12 protein-coding genes are annotated in these 16,888 nt (G+C 72.9%); 8 read left to right on the top strand and 4 right to left on the bottom strand.

Going from position 1 to position 16,888, the window contains the following annotated elements; genetic code table 11:
* The first annotated feature begins 901 nt into the window (after positions 1 to 901).
* Entirely contained in the window at positions 902 to 4,597 is a 3,696-nt protein-coding gene (locus AB2U05_RS07080) for a ricin-type beta-trefoil lectin domain protein (RefSeq protein WP_369182761.1), read from the top strand.
* 132 nt (positions 4,598 to 4,729) lie between these two features.
* On the opposite strand, the gene AB2U05_RS07075 is transcribed toward AB2U05_RS07080, so the two are convergent.
* Entirely contained in the window at positions 4,730 to 5,842 is a 1,113-nt protein-coding gene (locus tag AB2U05_RS07075; RefSeq protein WP_045703413.1) for a HoxN/HupN/NixA family nickel/cobalt transporter, read from the bottom strand.
* A 630-nt stretch (positions 5,843 to 6,472) separates the two neighbouring features.
* Here AB2U05_RS07075 and AB2U05_RS07070 point away from each other — a divergent pair.
* The 3 genes from AB2U05_RS07070 (at position 6,473) to AB2U05_RS07060 (ending at position 10,148) form a co-directional block, all read left to right on the top strand.
* Positions 6,473 to 7,219 (top strand): DUF4232 domain-containing protein, encoded by a 747-nt coding sequence (locus AB2U05_RS07070; protein ID WP_369182760.1) that lies wholly within the window; start codon positions 6,473 to 6,475, stop codon positions 7,217 to 7,219.
* 161 nt (positions 7,220 to 7,380) lie between these two features.
* The gene (locus AB2U05_RS07065; protein ID WP_369182759.1) at positions 7,381 to 8,670 is read left to right on the top strand and encodes a helix-turn-helix domain-containing protein; all 1,290 of its coding nucleotides are present in this window, start codon (positions 7,381 to 7,383) and stop codon (positions 8,668 to 8,670) included.
* A 170-nt stretch (positions 8,671 to 8,840) separates the two neighbouring features.
* On the top strand, positions 8,841 to 10,148 hold the full coding sequence (locus AB2U05_RS07060; RefSeq protein WP_045703422.1) for a YhgE/Pip domain-containing protein: 1,308 nt from the start codon (positions 8,841 to 8,843) through the stop codon (positions 10,146 to 10,148).
* Here the strand turns inward: AB2U05_RS07060 and fdhD are convergent.
* Complete coding sequence (fdhD, locus tag AB2U05_RS07055) at positions 10,145 to 10,990, bottom strand: formate dehydrogenase accessory sulfurtransferase FdhD (protein ID WP_369182758.1); 846 nt, start codon at positions 10,988 to 10,990, stop codon at positions 10,145 to 10,147. The genes AB2U05_RS07060 and fdhD overlap by 4 nt on opposite strands.
* Before the next feature lie 158 nt (positions 10,991 to 11,148).
* Between fdhD and AB2U05_RS07050 the strand changes: the two genes are divergently transcribed.
* Entirely contained in the window at positions 11,149 to 11,604 is a 456-nt protein-coding gene (locus AB2U05_RS07050) for an N-acetyltransferase family protein (protein WP_369185918.1), read from the top strand.
* Here AB2U05_RS07050 and AB2U05_RS07045 read toward each other — a convergent pair.
* Together AB2U05_RS07045 and AB2U05_RS07040 are read right to left on the bottom strand one after the other, a co-directional pair.
* Positions 11,601 to 12,077, bottom strand: a complete 477-nt coding sequence (locus AB2U05_RS07045) for a GreA/GreB family elongation factor (RefSeq protein WP_045711185.1) — start codon at positions 12,075 to 12,077, stop codon at positions 11,601 to 11,603. The two genes, AB2U05_RS07050 and AB2U05_RS07045, sit on opposite strands and share 4 nt — an antisense overlap.
* A 127-nt stretch (positions 12,078 to 12,204) precedes the next feature.
* On the bottom strand, positions 12,205 to 12,564 hold the full coding sequence (locus AB2U05_RS07040) for a helix-turn-helix transcriptional regulator (protein WP_045711186.1): 360 nt from the start codon (positions 12,562 to 12,564) through the stop codon (positions 12,205 to 12,207).
* Positions 12,565 to 12,742: 178 nt separating this feature from the next.
* Between AB2U05_RS07040 and AB2U05_RS07035 the strand changes: the two genes are divergently transcribed.
* The 3 genes from AB2U05_RS07035 (at position 12,743) to AB2U05_RS07025 (ending at position 16,804) form a co-directional block, all read left to right on the top strand.
* Positions 12,743 to 14,185, top strand: a complete 1,443-nt coding sequence (locus AB2U05_RS07035; RefSeq protein WP_045703431.1) for a glyceraldehyde-3-phosphate dehydrogenase — start codon at positions 12,743 to 12,745, stop codon at positions 14,183 to 14,185.
* A gap of 141 nt (positions 14,186 to 14,326) precedes the next feature.
* Positions 14,327 to 15,118, top strand: a complete 792-nt coding sequence (locus AB2U05_RS07030) for a hypothetical protein (RefSeq protein ID WP_369182757.1) — start codon at positions 14,327 to 14,329, stop codon at positions 15,116 to 15,118.
* 645 nt (positions 15,119 to 15,763) lie between these two features.
* Complete coding sequence (locus tag AB2U05_RS07025) at positions 15,764 to 16,804, top strand: hypothetical protein (RefSeq protein ID WP_369182756.1); 1,041 nt, start codon at positions 15,764 to 15,766, stop codon at positions 16,802 to 16,804.
* Positions 16,805 to 16,888 lie beyond the last annotated feature (84 nt).

The following is a 16,888-nucleotide window of genomic DNA, read 5'->3' as shown; positions in this document are numbered from 1 at the left end:
GCCTTTCACCGCTTCGAGTTGGCCCCCGAAGCTGGCCGAGACCACCAGCTCCGCCCCGAGCTCCAGCGCCTGCTCCCAGGGCAGGACGGGCACCCCGAGCGCCGCCAGCAGCTCGGCCGTCCCGGAGCGGAACGGCGAGGTCCCCGGGCAGGTGGCGAGCAGCTGCACCCGCAGGTCGTCCCGGAACAGCCCGACCACGTCGAGCAGCCGGGTCGCCGAGGTCACGTTGTGCACGATCAGCAGCACCCGCCGGCACCCGCCGCGCGTCGCCCACCGCTCGGCGTCGTCCCCGACCGGCACCCTGATCCACCCGTCCCGCACGCCACCCTCCCCGGCCGTCGCCATCCTCGGAAGCTTAGCGATCATGGGGATCGCCCGTGCTGTGAACGGCCGAGGAGCCTGGAGGCGCGTACGCCTTCCGGGCTCCTCGTGCGCGGGGTCCTTATCCGCAGACCTTGTCGTCCGGGAAGAGGATGGTCCGATGTCCCGTTCCGGGCATGCCGAACACCCACGGTGGTTCCTCTCCGTGACGAGTGGTGAAAGTGAGTAACCTTCAAATGGGCACAGTTTTCCCAAGGTTGAGGCAGAACATAGGCGAGCCCGAGAGCGGCGGAACAGGCAGTTCCGCCACGCACCGCGCTTGTTTGCGAAGTCTTGACCGATCGGGTGGGAACCATTCCGGACATGTCCCGTCAAGACGCCTTCGCGTTTGACCAACTCCCCTTTCGGGCCCCATCGTTCCCCTCCGAAACACCGTGTCGACCGTGGCGCGGTGTCAGGGAGGGAAAAGCGAACTGACATGTCCGACAAGCCAATGACGCCTCATTCGGCGAGACCGTCACGATCGGTGCGATCGGCACCCAAACGACTGATTCGACTGACTTCGTTCGGTGTGACCGGTGTGCTCGGTCTCGCTCTGCTGTCCGCCCCGGCCGCCATGGCCGCTGACTCTCCGTCAGGGCCGGCGCAGCACGGGCCGGCGTCGCTGCCGCCGCTCACCCCGCCCAAGCCGGGGCCGAAGCTGACGGACCAGCAGCAGGCCATGCTCGACGCGATCGCCAAGGCGAAGTCGACGGGCAAGCCGGTCGTCGTCGACGCGATGACCGCCGAGGCCTCGAAGACCGTCGCGAATCCGAACGGCACGCTGAGCACCACCGACAACGCCCAGCCGGTGCGCACCAAGCGCGACGGCAAGTGGGCCGACCTCGACCCGACCCTGAAGGCGGGCGCGGACGGCACGGTCACCCCCGCGGTGCTCGGCACCAACGTGTCCTTCTCCGGCGGGGGCACCGGCCCGATGGCCACCGTCGTCACCGAGGACGGCAAGAAGCTCGCGGTCGGCGCCCCGTTCGCGCTGCCGAAGCCGGTGCTCAACGGCGCCACCGCCACCTACTCCGACGTGCTGCCCGGCGTCGACCTGCAGCTGACCGCGCTGACGGCCGGCGGCTGGCGCGACGTGGTCGTGGTCCGCACGCCCGAGGCGGCGGCCAACCCGGCGCTGAAGACGCTGCGCTTCCCCGTCACGGCGAACGGGCTCACCGTCGCCTCCGACGACAAGGGCGCGATCAGCGTCAAGGACGACAAGGCCAAGGTCCGCTTCCAGTCGCCCGCCCCGATGCAGTGGGACTCCTCGAAGCCGGCCTCCGCCACCCCGCCCAAGGCGGGCAAGGCGGTCTCGGCCCCCGCCGCCGAGGAGGCCGCCGCCCAGGGAGCCCCGTCGACGGCCGAGGCGCCGGGCGACGGCGCCAAGGTCGCGCCGATCGGCACCAAGGCGACCAGCGAGGCCATCGAGCTGACTCCGGACCCCGCCGCTCTGGGCTCCGGCACCGGCCCGTGGTTCCTGGACCCGACCCTGATCGCGGTCAGCAACTCCGTCCAGAGCTCGGTCGAGGTCCAGGAGAACCACAAGGACGCGAAGAACCTCAACCTCAAGTCCGACCTGGCGACGGGCTACTGCGGCTTCCACAGCTCGGACCCGAGCCAGGACTGCGGCAGCCTGGGCCGTCAGCGCGCCTACTTCCAGTTCACCATCAACCCGGCGATCTACACCGTCCCGAGCGGCGCCGAGTCCCCGCCGACGCTGTACACCTCCACCCTCAACTTCCAGGTCTCCAGCGCGTCCAGCCCGGGCACGCCGACCAACCTCGGCGTCTACTCCGTCCCGAAGCCGATCGACGGCAACACCAACTGGTACCAGCAGCCGTGCGGTGACAACGGCAACGTGGTGATGGACGGCTGCAGCTACGTCGGCGGCCAGCCGATCACCGGCACCGGCCCGCTGGCCGTCGACGTCAGCGGCACGGTCAACCAGGCGGCCGCCGGCCACTGGCCCTGGTGGACCCTCGGCATCGCCCCGAGCGACTCCGAGTGGAACATGACCTTCCGCCACCGGATTTCGAGCAACCCCAACATCACCACCAACTACGACATCACGCCCACGGTCTGGTACGCGCACACCAGCCCCGGCCCCGGCTGGGCCGACACCGGTGCCACGGCCGAGTGCAACAGCGGCGGCGCCCACCCCTGGGACAACCCCGGCTGGGTCGGCAACAACCAGAACATCTACCTGACCGCCAGCAGCTACTCCCCGGCCGGTCAGCCGCTCTACACCGGCTACAAGATGTGGGACGACCAGGACCCCAACTTCGCCCTGGAACAGGGTGCCTGGGGCGGGTCGTACAACAACCCGGGCCCGTCGATCTCGGTCGGCTCGCTGACCGACGGCCACCAGTACGGCTGGGTGGCCCGCTCGACCGACAACCTGCTCACCTCGCCGAACAGCGCCTGGTGCTACTTCCGCGTCGACAAGACCAACCCGCGCATCAGCATCAGCTCGACCGACTTCCCGCCGTCCGGCACCCCCAACCCGAACCCGGCCAAGTACGCGGGCGACTGGGGCACCTTCACCCTCAACGCCGACGACCCGGTGCCCGGCCCGAACCTGTGGGCCTCCGGCATCGCCTGCATCCGCGTCTCCACCGACCCGACGCCGGTCGTCGGCTGGGGCTGCAACCGCTCCGACACCGTCAAGCCCGGTCAGCCGTACGGCTTCCAGCCGCGCAACTGGGGCACCAACTCGCTGTACGCCTGGGCGATGGACGTCGCGGGCAACTACAGCCAGGCCGCCGTCTACAACTTCTACGCGCCGTGGAAGCCCGGCACCCAGCCGGTGTTCGGCGACGTGGACAACGACCAGAAGCCGGACATCGTCGTCACCGACAAGAACGGCGACCTGCGGGTCATCGGCGGCACCGCCGACCCGTCGACCTCGCTGGCGGCGCCCGGTGCGGCCGCGCCCGGCGCCCGGGACTACGGCACCACCTGGGCCGACTTCCAGATCAGCCACCACGGCACCTTCGCCCCCGGCCAGCCCGTGGACGAGATCGTCGCGCACTTCGACAACCCGGCCAAGGCCTCGGACAAGTCGGCGATCCTGAAGAACAACATGTTCCTGATCCCGAACGACGGGACCGGGCGCCTGGACACCCTCACGCCGATCGCGCTCAACCGCCCGGCGTCCTGCAAGACCTACGGCACCGGCGCGGCCTGCGCCGGCTACCGCGCGGCCGACTGGAGCGGCGTCTCCCAGGTGATCGCCTTCGGCACCCCCGAGGGCGAGGCCACCGCCGCCAAACCCGGCACCACCACCGGCCAGCAGATCATCTCCACCCAGACCTCGCTGCTGACCCTGGAGAACGACAACCTGTTCCTCTACACGCCGGACGGCCTGGCGGACAACATCAACAGCGCCACGCTGATCCCCACCGCCTCCGGCAGCTGGGCCGACCTGGAACTGCTCGACCCCGGTGCGGCCAACGGCCTCACCACCAGCACCGACAAGGCCAACCCGGGCCAGGTCAACCAGACCACGCTGTGGGCCCGCAACCGCACCACCGGTGACGTCTTCGCCTACCCGCTCGGCTGGAAGGCGGACGGCACCGTCGACTTCACCGCCCTCACCAAGCCCGACGCGGGCGTGAAGATCGGTTGGGGCGTGAACGCCGCGAACTACCCGCGCATCGGCGCCGGGGACATCAGCGCGGACGGCTACCCGGACATCTGGACGGTCGACAACAACAACGCGATCACCGTCTACCCGGGCCGGAGCAGCACCGGCACCAAGGGCAAGGTCGACGGCTTCGGCACCCCCAGCATGATCGGTTACGCCGACGCCAGCACCTCCGTCCACTCCAACCTGGCCCCGTCGATGTGCATGGACGCCTGGGGCGGCGCCCGGGACGGCGCCCAGCTGGCCCTCGGCAGCTGCTGGAACACGCCCAACCAGCGGTACAACATCGGCGCCGACGGCACCATCCGGTCCGGCGCCTTCTGCGCCACCACCGCGGACGGGGCCACCGGCAACGGCGCCCTCGTCCGGCTCGCCCGTTGCGACGGCTCGCCCACCCAGAAGTGGACCGTCCGCACGGACGGCCGCATCGTCAACAACGCGACCGTCACCGGGGGCAACCTCGACACCGGCCGCTGCATCGAGCTGAACGCCTGGCACACCGAGCAGGGCACCTGGCTCGACGTCTGGGACTGCCCCAACGCCCAGGGCAACGTCACCTGGAACCTCCAGCCCGAGCGCACACCGTAGCCCTCGGCGGAGACACGAGGCTCGGACACACGCAGGCCCCGGCCCGGGCGGCAGTCAGCCGCCCGGGCCGGGGCCCCGGCGTTCCGGGTGGCAGCGGTGCCGCCCCCCGGCGGCACCGCTGCGGCTACCGGCTCAGGCCCCGGCCTTCTCGACCCGGGCGGCCCAGCGCTGTTCGACGTTGCCGAAGCGCCAGTAGGCGAGGGCACAGGCCCAGACGACCACGAACAGGCCGACCAGGACGTAGCCGACGTTGTCCAGGCTGATGTCGGAGATCCAGCCGGTGACCGGGTCGGTGAGGTCGAGCTTCTCGTGCAGCACGCTCACCAGCTCGATGGTGCCGATGATGAACGCCACCGCGATGGACAGCCCGGTGATGGTGAGGTTGTAGTAGACCTTGCGGACCGGGTTGGAGAACGCCCAGTGGTACGCGAAGTTCATGAACGTGCCGTCGAGGGTGTCGAACAGGCTCATGCCGCAGGCGAACAGCAGCGGCAGGCAGATGATCGCGTACCAGGGCAGGCCGGAGGCGGCGCCGGAGCCGGCCATGGCCATCAGGGTGACCTCGGAGGCGGTGTCGAAGCCGAGGCCGAACAGCGCGCCGATCGGGAACATCTGGCCGGGGCGGCGGATGGACTTGGTGAGGCGGCCGAGGATGCGGTTCATGAAGCCGCGCTCGTCGAGGTGCTTCTCCAGCTTCTTCTCGTCGTACTCCCCGGCGCGCATCGACTTGTAGACCTTGCGGATGCCGACGAGGGCGACCAGGTTGAGCGCGGCGATCAGGTAGAGGAAGGTGCCGGAGACGCTGGTGCCGATCAGGCCCAGCCACTGGTGCGTCGCGGACTGGTCGTCCATCAGGGTGCCGACGACCTGGGCGCCGCAGGCGACCATCGCGGCCATCAGCATGACCATGCTGGAGTGGCCGAGGGCGAACCAGAAGCCGACCGAGACCGGCCGCTGGCCGTCCGCCATCAGCTTGCGGGTGGTGTTGTCGATCGCGGCGATGTGGTCGGCGTCGAAGGCGTGCCGCATGCCGAGCGTGTAGGCGGTGATGCCGAGGCCGACGCCGAAGGTCTGGGTGCCGATGCTGTAGTGGGCCGGCGCGATCAGCAGGAACAGCATGCCGAAGGCGACCGCGTGCATCGCGATGATGACGCCGAGCAGGCTCGCCGTCCGGACGGTGTCCCCGCGCGACCAGCGCGGCGGCAGGGACAGGGTTGACGACGGTGACTCATCGGTGATGGTCATGACGGGCAGGCCTCTCCAGCTCCTCGTGGGGGCGCCCCCGGGTCCCCGGGGGTCGTGCGCGCCGTGGCCGGTCTCCTGGCTGCGGGTGGACCACCCGACCCGCGTGCGGGCAGGGCGGAGCGTGCCTCCGGCTCGTCTTCCCGTGCGCCTCTACGGCGCCGGTGACTGCGCGCATCGCTGCGGGCACGTCGGAGGCACTTCCCGTTCACAGTGGCGAGGGCCGCGCCGGATTCGGCCCCCTGAGAGGCGGCCACCGGACTTCCCGAGCACCACGGCGGGGAACACCGTAGGGGTTCCGCACCACCCTCCACAAGCCTGCGCAGCTGCGCAGATGTGGCTGCGGGGTGGTCGCGCGTCCGGTGGTCCGGGTGGTGCCGGAGGGGTCGAACGGAGGCGTCCGCTCCTCTCGGCGGAGCCGTCGCGGGCGGGCGAGGCGTCCCGGCGCGGCGTTCCAGGGCGGCGGGAAACCGCAGGTCGGAGGGGGTGGAACCGTTCCAGCGTCCCGGCTGGGCCGGTGGCTCTGGCGGGCGGGACGGGCGGCGCGTCAGAGTGCTGACAGCCGGGCCGAGATGGCGTCGCCGCCCCGCCCGGCGGTCACCTCTCCTTTCTCTGTCCCACGGGGGATCCGCCATGTCTTCTCGTCGTACTTTCGTCCTGCCCGCCGCCCTCGCCCTCGGCGCCGTCCTCGGGCTGACGGCCTGCGGGCCCGGGGGAGACCAGGGGACGGCCGACGCACGGCCGACCAGGTCCGCCACCGCGCCCGCCACCGGTGCCGCGGCGGCCCCGGTGGCGCCGGCGGTGGCGTCCACGCCCGGGGCGGTGTCCGGTGCGGGCGCGAACGGCGCCGCCCCCGCGCCGGTGCCGACCGGCAAGCCCAAGCAGCCGACCGCCGCCCCCGCCGGTGGCGGCGGAACGGACGACCCGTACGCCTACAGCCACCCCTGCGAGAGCGCGAAGCTGACGGTCAGGGTGACCGCCCGGCCCGAGGCGGCCGGCCAGCGGGTGATCGAGGTGCGCAACCAGGGCCCGAAGGCCTGTGGCCTGAGCTACTACCCGCGGGTCGACCTCGGCGACTCGCACGCGGCCGACCGCAGCGGGAACGTCAAGCCGCTGGTGCCCGGCGGCCTCGGCGGCCCGCCCGCCTACGCGCTCGGCGCCGGGCAGACGGCGTACGCGGTGCTCGATCTCGTCCCCGGGCCGGTCGCCGTCGACCAGCTGAACGTGCTGCCGGACGGCGACCACATGGCCAACGCCCAGACGCTGAACTTCCCGCTCAGCCCCGCCGCGAAGGTCGGCAAGGTCAAGCTCGGCCTCTACCGCGGCAGCGTCGCGGACGCGGCGGACTCGGCGGCCCGCGCCGACGTGCCGGCCTCCTGACCCCCTCCGGAGGAGCCGGGGTGAACCCCGCGGCCGCCTCCGCCCGTAGAACCCTCCGGGCCCTGCTCCGTCGCCGCGGCGACGGAGCGGCAACCGGTACCGTGAGCTGCGGGTTCGGCCGGCGGGCCGGACGGCCGCCCGGGCTGCGGGGGAGGCAGGGGATGGGCGTGGAGACCGACGCGTTCGCGGCGATGCTGCGCGAACTGAAGGACCGTTCGGGGCGCAGTTACGGCGCCCTGGCGACCCGGCTGCACGTCAGCACCTCCACCCTGCACCGCTACTGCAACGGCGCCGCCGTGCCGACCGAGTACGCGCCGGTGGAGCGGTTCGCCCGGGCGTGCGGGGCGGACCGGCGCGAGCTCGTCGAGCTGCACCGGCGCTGGATCCTGGCCGACGCGGCGCGGCGCCGGGAGCCGGGGGCGGTGGCGGCTCCCGTGCCCGCTCCGGAGCCCGTTCCCGAGCCTGTGCCCGTTCCCGAGCCCGTGCCCGCTCCGGAGGCGGCGCCTGCTGTGGAGGCGGCGCCCGTTCCGGAGGCGGCGGCCGGGGGAGACGGCGGGACGGTCACCGAGCCGCACCGCCCCCGCTGGTCGCGGGCCCGGGTGCTGGCCGGTGCGACCGCCGTGGTGGTGCTGGCCGCCGCCGTGCCGTTCCTGATGCGCGGCAGCGGCCGGCCGGCGGCCGCGACGGCCGCCGTCACGGCGAGCGCGTCCGCCGACGCGCCCGCGCCCACGAGCACGCCGGCCGCGGCGCCGGTCACCGCCTCGGCCCCCGCCTCCGCGTCCACGCCGACCCCCGCGCCGACCCCCACCCCCACCCTGGCCGCACCGCCGCCGCCCTTCCACGTCAACGTCCTGAGCAACAACTGGGGCACCCCCTGCGGCCAGTGGTTCCTCTCCCCGCGCGCGCCCGGCAAGGTGGCCCAGCCGCCGAGGAGCCAGGCCGCGACGGAGGCGTGGGCGGCCTCCCAGGGCGGCGTCCCCGCCGGGCACCTGCGGCTCCAGCTGACCGCGCAGGGCACGAGCGCCAAGGCCGTCGCGCTGCAGGCCGTGTACGTGCACGTGGTGAGCAGCCAGCCGGCGCCGAAGGGGAACGTCTACACCCCCGCCTCGGGCTGCGGCGGCGGCCTCGACCCGGCGTTCTTCACCGTCGACCTGGACGCCTCGGCGCCCCGGACGGTGGCGGTGGCCGGCGAGAAGGACAACGGCAAGGTGGGGCCGTCCGACTTCCCCTTCCACGTGTCCGACACCGACCTGCAGGTGCTGAGGATCGACGCCGGGACCCGCTCCCAGGACGTCTCCTGGTACCTGGAAGTGGAGTGGAACAGCGACGGCCGCCAGGGCACGCTGCGGGTCCCCGACGACGGGCAGGTGTTCCGCACGGTCGCGAAGACGGGCGCGCCGGGCTACTTCTACGACGGCAAGGGCTGGGCCCCGACCCCCGTCGACTCCTGAACCCCGCCGACGCCTGAACCCCGCCGACGCCTGAACCCCGCCGCTCCCGACCGCCGACCGCCGACCGCCGCCCGGGTGACGGGGAGTTTGGCCGCCGGGCCGCCACGGAACGACTTCCCGCCGTACCGCAGCGGCACGGCGCCCAGGCGTGCCCGAACCCGAGGGGTGGCATGGCGACCGCAGACTCCCAGGGGCCCGCCCGGCAGGCACGGGCCTTCCAGCTCGCCCGCCGGCCCAAGCTGTGGCTCCTCCCGACCGTCCTGTGCGGCCTGCTGGCCGCCCTCCTCTCGCTGCTCTACATGGGCGGCATCGTCAACCCGACCGGGCACCTGCACCGGCTCCCGATCGCCCTGGTGAACGAGGACCAGGGCCCGCCGCCGCCCGGCCGCACCCAGAGCGTCGGCGCCCTGCTGACCGGCGCCGTGCTGGCCGGCAGCCCCGGCGGGACCGTCGACTGGAAGCAGGTCGACGCCGCCGGACTCGACGACCAGCTGGCCTCCGGCAAGGTCTACAGCGCCCTGGTCGTCCCGAAGGACTTCACCGCCGCCGTCACCAGGCTGGCGACCGGTCAGGCCACCGACCGGCCCACCCTGACCGTCCTCACCAACCCCGGCCTCGGCAGCCTCGGGTCCTCGATCGCCGCCCAGATCGCCCAGAACGCCGCCCACCAGGCCTCGCAGGTCACCGGCAAGGAACTGCTCGCCGCGCTCCCGCCCGCATCCGCCACCGCCACCGGCCCGGACACCGGCGCCACCGCCCGGCTGCTGCTCGCCGACCCGTTCGCCGTCACCACCCGGATCGGCCACCCGATCGGCAGCCACAGCGGCCTCGGCCTGAGCGCCTTCTACTACGCGCTGCTGGCCGTGCTGACCGCCTTCATCGGCGGCAACATGATCCACAGCGGAGTCGACGGCGCGCTCGGCTACGCCGACAGCGAGATCGGCCCCTGGCACACCCGCCGCCCGACCGTCCCGATCAGCCGCACCCAGACCCTGCTGCTCAAGATGATCATGACGGCCGGGATCATGCTGGTCACCACGAGCCTGGTGATGCTCTGCACGGTCGGCATCCTCGGCATGGACGCCCCGCACCCGGCGATGCTCTGGCTCTTCGCCTACTGCGCCAGCCTCGCCGTGGGCCTGGGCGTGCAGGCGATCAACGCGGCCTTCGGCGGCATCGGCCAGCTGGTGTCGATGTTCGTCTTCATCGCGCTCGCCCTGCCGTCCTCGGGCGCGACCGTGCCGCTCCAGGCGGTGCCCGGCTTCTACCGCTTCCTCGGACTGTTCGAGCCGATGCGCCAGCTCAGCGACGGCATCCGGGCGATCCTGTTCTTCGACGCCCGGGCCGACGCCGGGCTGGCCCGGGGCTGGATCATGATCGCGGTCGGCATCGTGCTCGCCCTCGCCTTCGGCTTCGCGATGACCCGCTACTACGACCGCAAGGGCCTGCACCGCTGGACCCCGCAGCCGAGCGACTAGCCTTCCGCGTCGGTCGCCCGTGTGTCGATCCGGTCCGTCCGGGTGTAGACGTTCATCGACTCGCCGCGCAGGAAGCCGACCAGGGTCAGCCCGCTCTCCTCGGCCAGGTCCACGGCCAGCGAGGACGGCGCGGAGACGGCGGCGAGCAGCGGGATCCCCGCCATCACGGCCTTCTGGACCAGCTCGAAGGAGGCCCGGCCGCTGACCATCAGCACCGTGCCGCGGGCCGGCAGCAGGCCCTCGCGCAGGGCGTGGCCGATCACCTTGTCCACCGCGTTGTGCCGGCCCACGTCCTCGCGCAGGCACAGCAGCCGCCCGTCCGCGTCGAACAGGCCGGCCGCGTGCAGTCCGCCGGTGCTGTCGAACACCTTCTGGGCGGCGCGCAGCCGCTCCGGCAGGGCGGCGAGCAGGGCGGGGGTGACGCGCAGCCCGTCCTCGGCGACGCTCCACGGCGCGGTGGTGCGCACCGCGTCCAGGCTGGCCTTGCCGCACAGGCCGCAGGAGGAGGTGGTGTAGAAGTTGCGCTCCAGCGAGGCGTCCGGGGCGGGCACGCCGGCGGCCAGCACCACGTCCACCACGTTGTAGGTGTTGCCGCCGTCCGCGGTGGCGCCCGCGCAGTAGCGGATGCCGGCCAGCTGGTGGGCGGCGTGCAGCACGCCCTCGCTGACCAGGAACCCGGCCGCCAGGTCGAAGTCGCTGCCGGGCGTGCGCATGGTCACCGTCAGCGGGCGGCCGCCGACCCGGATCTCCATCGGCTCCTCGGCGGCCAGCGTGTCGGGGCGGTGCGAGGGCACGCCCTGGCGCAGGCGCAGCACCCTGCGCGGTACGGTCACTCGGCCCATCGTCCTCGGCTCCTGCTCGTCGGTGAGGTCTGTACGGAGGCATCCTCCCGCGTCGGGGCGCCCGGTGGGTCCGGCGGGCGGTGCCGGGGGCCGGCTCCCGGGCGTCGGCTAGGGTGCGGGCCGTGACCGACGTGACCGACGTGACCGACGTGACCGCCATGACCGCCGTGACCCTGCGACCCGCGACCCGCGCCGAGCTGCCCGCGGTGCTCGCCCTGCTCGCCGACGAGGACCGGGTGGTGGACCCGGCGGGCATCGTGGTCGGCGAGGCGCACGAGCGCGCCTTCGCGTCCATCGAGGCCGATCCGCGCAACGAGATGCTCGTCCTGGTCGAGGAGGACGGCACCGTCATCGGCTGCCTGCAGGCGACGTACGTTCCCGGCCTCGGCAAGGGCGGCGCCGAACGCGCCCTCGTCGAGGCCGTCCGGATCCGCGCCGACCGCCGCGGCGGAGGCCTGGGCCGCATCCTGATGGAGTCCGCCGCCGCCCGGGCCCGTGTCCGCGGCTGCGCCCTCGTCCAACTCACCAGCAACAAGCAGCGCGAGGCCGCGCACCGCTTCTACGCCTCGCTCGGCTACGCGCGCAGCCACGAGGGCTTCAAGCTGGCGCTCTAACGCGTGGAGCTGCCGCCGATCGACAGCACCGTCGCGCTGGCCGCGCCGACCGGGGTGTCGTAGGCCACCGTCTCGCCCGTGTGGCAGCCGATCAGCGCCTTGCCGAGCGGGCTGTCCCAGGTCACCAGGGTCCGCTCGCCGACCTCGGCCAGCTCGGAGACCTCGACGACCTCCTCCTCGCCGTCCGCGAACCGCAGCGACACCGTCGAGCCCACGCCCACCACGTCGGTGGCCGGCGCCCCGGCCACCGCGGCCTCCTCCAGCCGGCCCTCCACCTCGGCGATCCGGGCGTCCAGCCGGGCCACCTCGGCGGCCCGCCGCAACTCGTCCGCCTCGTCCGCCCGGTCGCCCACCGCGTCGTCCTCGCCGCGCAGCGTCCCGGCCGCCTTCTCCCGCTCGGCGCGCAACCGCGCCAGCTCCTCCTGCGCCACCCGCAGGCCCTCGGCACTGATCGGTTCGGGGCCACCGCTCATTTCCAACTCCCGGATCACTCGCGGACGGTCCGCCTCCATTACCCCACCGCGCGGTACCGGCGGCAACTCCTCACCGCGGAGCCACCGTTCACCACCCGCCCCCCGCCGGTACGGCCGTGACGGACGGCTACTCGGCGGCGGTCGCGAGGGCGGCGGCGGAGCCCGGGGCGAAGGGGGCGGGGTTGTGGCGGACGAGGTCGAGGAGGCCGGGGAAGCGGGCGTCGAGGTCGGCGCGGCGCAGGTGGGCCTTGCGGCTGTTGCCGCGGTTGATCTGCTGGACCAGGCCGGCCTCGCGCAGGACCCGGAAGTGGTGGCTGAGTGTGGACTTCGACACGCTGAAACCGAAGGAGACGCAGGCCCGCTCGGTGGCGTCGGGGAGCTCCAGGAACTCCTGGACGATCTGGTAGCGCAGCGGGTCGGACAGGGCGGTCAGCACGGCCCGCAGGTCCATTTCCTCGGGGCTCGGGTGGCCCTCCGCGTCCGCCATGTGCTCGACTCCCGTCCCCGTCGCCCGGTCTCCCGGCGACCCCGTCAGGTTGCCCGCGCATCGTACCTCGGAGGGGGTCCGGGCAGGTCGGGGAGCGGGGTGGGCCGGGACCGGCGGAAGTGCCGGAGGCGGGCGAAGCTACCATGTGGGCAACACCCTCAGCTCGAAAGATGGACTTGTGACTGTCAACGACGACGTGTTCACGGACTGGAAGAACCGCGAGGAGATCGCGGAGTCGATGATCCCGATCATCGGGCGCCTGCACCGCGAGAAGGACGTCACCGTCCTGCTGCACAGCCGGTCGCTGGTGAACAAGTCGGTGGTCAGCATCCTGAAGACGCACCGCTTCGCCCGCCAGATCGCCGGTGAGGAGCTCTCGGTCACCGAGACGTTCCCGTTCCTGCAGGCGCTGACCGCCCTGGACCTCGGCCCCTCGCAGATCGACATCGGCATGCTGGCCGCGACCTACCGGGCCGACTCCCGCGGCCTGTCGGTCGAGGAGTTCACCGCCAAGGCCGTGATCGGCGCGACCGGCGAGAACAAGCTGGAGCGCCGGGACGGCCAGGACGTCGTCCTCTACGGCTTCGGCCGGATCGGCCGCCTGGTCGCCCGCCTGCTGATCGAGAAGGCCTCCGGCAACGGCCTGCGCCTGAAGGCGATCGTGGTCCGCAACGGCGGCGGCGACGACCTGGTGAAGCGCGCCTCGCTGCTGCGCCGCGACTCCATCCACGGCCAGTTCCAGGGCACCATCGTCGTCGACGAGGCGAACAACAAGATCATCGCCAACGGCAACGAGATCACGGTGATCTACTCCAACGACCCCAGCGAGGTCGACTACACGGAGTACGGGATCAAGGACGCGATCCTGATCGACAACACCGGCCGCTGGCGCGACCGCGAGGGCCTGTCGAAGCACCTGCGCCCCGGCATCGCCAAGGTCGTGCTGACCGCCCCGGGCAAGGGCGACGTCCCGAACATCGTCCACGGCGTCAACCACGACACCATCAAGCCGGACGAGCAGATCATCTCCTGCGCCTCCTGCACCACCAACGCGATCGTCCCGCCGCTGAAGGCGATGGAGGACGAGTACGGCGTGCTGCGCGGCCACGTGGAGACCGTCCACTCGTTCACCAACGACCAGAACCTGCTGGACAACTACCACAAGGCCGACCGCCGCGGCCGCTCGGCACCGCTCAACATGGTGATCACCGAGACCGGCGCCGCCTCGGCCGTCGCCAAGGCCCTGCCGGACCTGAAGGCGAAGATCAGCGGCAGCTCGATCCGCGTCCCCGTGCCGGACGTCTCGATCGCCATCCTCAACCTGCAGCTGAAGCGCGAGACCAACCGCGAGGAGGTGCTGGACTACCTGCGGGACGTCTCGCTGACCTCCCCGCTGAAGCGCCAGATCGACTTCATCGACTCGCCCGACGCCGTCTCCAGCGACTTCATCGGCTCGCGCCACGCCTCGATCGTCGACGCCGGCGCCACCAAGGTCGACGGCGACAACGCGATCCTGTACCTGTGGTACGACAACGAGTTCGGCTACTCCTGCCAGGTCGTCCGGGTCGTCCGGTACATCTCGGGCGTCGAGTACCCGACCTTCCCGCACCCGGCGGTCTGATCGGACCCGATCGATCCCGGGTGAACCCCGGACGATCCCGTACGGCGGGGCGGCGACCGGAAGCGGTCGCCGCCCCGCCGTCGTTCGCGCCCGGAGCGGTCGCTATCTTGATGGCTCACTGACAGCCGGAGGGAGCGGGCGATGGGGATGGGTGCACGGCGGGCGGCCGCCGCGGTGGCGGCGGCCGGGGTGTTGACGGCGGTGCTGGCCGGCTGTTCGTCGGGAGGGTCGAAGGGCTCCTCGAGCGGGGCCTCGGGTGCGCCCGCGGCCGGAACCGCTCCTGCCGCCGCGTCCGCCTCCGCCCCCGCCGGTGCGAGCTCCGCCCCGGCCGCGCCGGGGACGGCGTCGGCGCCCGCGGCGACGGGCGGCGCGAACGGCGGGGCCGCCGCCGCCCCGCTGGCGACCCCCAGCGCGGACCTGGAGGCGGTGCTGCTGGACGACAAGGTCGTCGGGCAGGTGCTGCCGGACGCCAGGACGATGGCCGGGTGGGAGGAGGAGAAGCGGAAGATCGACACCGCCGACCACGCGACCACCTGCACCGCCGCGGCGCCCTGCACGGGCAAGCCGCTCAGCGGGTCGGTCCGGTTCTCCAAGGGCGACGTCGTCGCCCGCTTCTTCGTGGACACCCTGCCCAGCCGGGACGCGGCCAAGGCGCGGCTGCAGGAGTCCTACGCCTCGTACACCGCCGGGCCGTTCAAGAAGATCGACGCCCCGGCGGTCGGCAGCGAGGGCCAGGCCTTCCAGGGGCAGCTGGCCGACGGCGAGGGCGTCGGCATCGTGGTGCGCTCGGGCACCGTGGTGGCCAGCGTGACCACCGAGGGCGGCCCGGTGGACGCCGCGGCGACGCGGCGGTTCGCGGTGATGCTGGTGCAGCGGATCGAGCAGGCGCAGGCGGGCAAGGCGCCGGACGCGGGGCTCGGCGGGCAGTCCTGAGGCGCAGTCCGGACCCGCAGTCCTGAGACGCAGTCCGGACCCGCAGTCCTGAGACGCAGCCCTGAGGCGCAGTCCAGACCCGTAGTCCCGACCCGCAGTCCCGACGCGCGGCCGTTGCGCGTGAACCCGATGCCCGTCCGTCCGGAGCCCCGGACGGACGGGCGTTCGGCACCCGGGTGTGGTCGATCCGGGTGCGGTCGGTCCGGGTCGATGGCGGGGCCCGTTGTACGGACCCGCCCCGCACTGCTTCCGGGGCGGGCGGGGGCTCCGTCCACCGGGTCCACCGGACGCCCCGCCGGGCGTTCGTCCGGACGCGGACGGCGTGTGCGCCCCCAAGAGTGACGGATCCTCGCGGGCGGTGGCGACGCGGCCCGGTGGCAGAAATCTGTCAGGCAGCAAGATGCCACGGCCGGACGGGCCCGGGCGGGCTCGGACGGGCCCCTGGAGTGGGCCGATGGGCCGGCCGTCCGGCGGTGCCGCCCGTTCCGGCACGGGACCCCGGGCGACGGCCCTGGGCTGGGCAAACGGTTGTCAGCCGCCCGTGATATGTACTCAGTCTGGAGTGGCCGCCGTGCGGCCATGCGAGACATGCGCAAGATGCCGACGATGCCGATGAAGGCCGATCAAGTTCGAGGGGGGCCGCACATGGCGCTGTTCCGACGCCGTTCCGGCGAGGACGGAGCGCAGGACCGGGCGGGGTGGCGCGGGTTGTTCGGCCGGCGGGCCGTCGAGGGGCCCGCGGCCGCCGGACGGCCGCGGCTCGACCCGGTGCTCGGGGACGAGCACGCGCGCCTGCTGGTGCGGCAGGCCGCCGCCGGCGACTGGGCCGCCCTGCGCCCCGCGCTGGCCGACCACACCGGCGATGCGGACGGCACCGAGCTGACGCGGCTCACCGCGATGGTCGCCGAGCAGTCCGGGGTCGAGGAGTGGACGGTCCGGGCGCTCGCCGACGCCCCCGACGACACGCTGGCGCTGCTGCTCTCCGGCGCACGGCACGTCAACTGGGGCTGGGAGGCCCGCTCCAAGGCGCAGGCCAAGTACGTCTCCGAGGAGCAGTGGAAGACCTTCCACCAGCGGCTGGACGTCGCCGAGGCGCAGCTGCTGGAGGTCGCCGAGCGGGAGCCGACCTGGCTCGCCCCCTGGTACTTCCTGCAGATCAGCGCCCGCGGCATCTCCCTCGGCCCGGACGTCGCCACCTGCCGCTTCGAGGCCGCCGTGCGGCGCTCCCCGGGCCACCCGGCCTCGCACCGCCAGCGGCTGCAGCAGCTGTGCCAGAAGTGGGGCGGCTCGCACGAGGAGATGCACGCCTTCGCCCGCACCGCGATGCTGGCCGCCCCCGAGGGCAGCCCGCTCGGCGAGCTGGTCGCGCTGGCACACCTGGAGCACTGGCTGAGCCTGTCGGACGGGGAGGACCAGGACTACCTGTCCAGCCCGGCCGTGGTGGCCTCGCTCCAGGAGGCCGCGTTCCGCTCGGTGCTGCACCCGGACTTCGTCCCGGCCCGCGGCTGGCAGGGCAGCTTCAACACCTTCGCGATGGCCTTCTCGATGGCCGACCAGCCCAAGACCGCCCGCCTGCTGTTCGACGCACTGGACGGCATGGTCACCGAGGCGCCCTGGCACTACCTGTCGGGGGACCCGGTGAAGGCCTTCACCCGGCACCGCGACCGCTGCGCCGCCGCGTACTGACGCCGGCCGCGCGCCCATCCGGCGCCGCCACGTCAAGGCGCCCCCGAACTCCGACACCCCTTCCCGCGACCGAAAGAGCCTCCG

Origin of the sequence: Streptomyces sp. Y1 (genome assembly GCF_041053115.1) — a bacterium.
GTDB lineage: Bacteria > Actinomycetota > Actinomycetes > Streptomycetales > Streptomycetaceae > Kitasatospora > Kitasatospora rubellomurina.
The sequence above is the reverse complement of the archived record's forward strand: the minus strand, read 5'-3'. Positions and strand labels throughout refer to the sequence as shown.

Bases quoted from the DNA above. Each gene is read 5' to 3' on its own strand.
- fdhD (WP_369182758.1), bottom strand. From the start codon at position 10,990: ATGGGCCGAGTGACCGTACCGCGCAGGGTGCTGCGCCTGCGCCAGGGC.
- AB2U05_RS07070 (WP_369182760.1), top strand. From the start codon at position 6,473: ATGTCTTCTCGTCGTACTTTCGTCCTGCCCGCCGCCCTCGCCCTCGGC.
- AB2U05_RS07065 (WP_369182759.1), top strand. From the start codon at position 7,381: ATGGGCGTGGAGACCGACGCGTTCGCGGCGATGCTGCGCGAACTGAAG.
- AB2U05_RS07075 (WP_045703413.1), bottom strand. From the start codon at position 5,842: ATGACCATCACCGATGAGTCACCGTCGTCAACCCTGTCCCTGCCGCCG.
- AB2U05_RS07050 (WP_369185918.1), top strand. From the start codon at position 11,149: ATGACCGCCGTGACCCTGCGACCCGCGACCCGCGCCGAGCTGCCCGCG.
- AB2U05_RS07040 (WP_045711186.1), bottom strand. From the start codon at position 12,564: ATGGCGGACGCGGAGGGCCACCCGAGCCCCGAGGAAATGGACCTGCGG.
- AB2U05_RS07060 (WP_045703422.1), top strand. From the start codon at position 8,841: ATGGCGACCGCAGACTCCCAGGGGCCCGCCCGGCAGGCACGGGCCTTC.
- AB2U05_RS07025 (WP_369182756.1), top strand. From the start codon at position 15,764: ATGGCGCTGTTCCGACGCCGTTCCGGCGAGGACGGAGCGCAGGACCGG.
- AB2U05_RS07045 (WP_045711185.1), bottom strand. From the start codon at position 12,077: ATGAGCGGTGGCCCCGAACCGATCAGTGCCGAGGGCCTGCGGGTGGCG.
- AB2U05_RS07030 (WP_369182757.1), top strand. From the start codon at position 14,327: ATGGGGATGGGTGCACGGCGGGCGGCCGCCGCGGTGGCGGCGGCCGGG.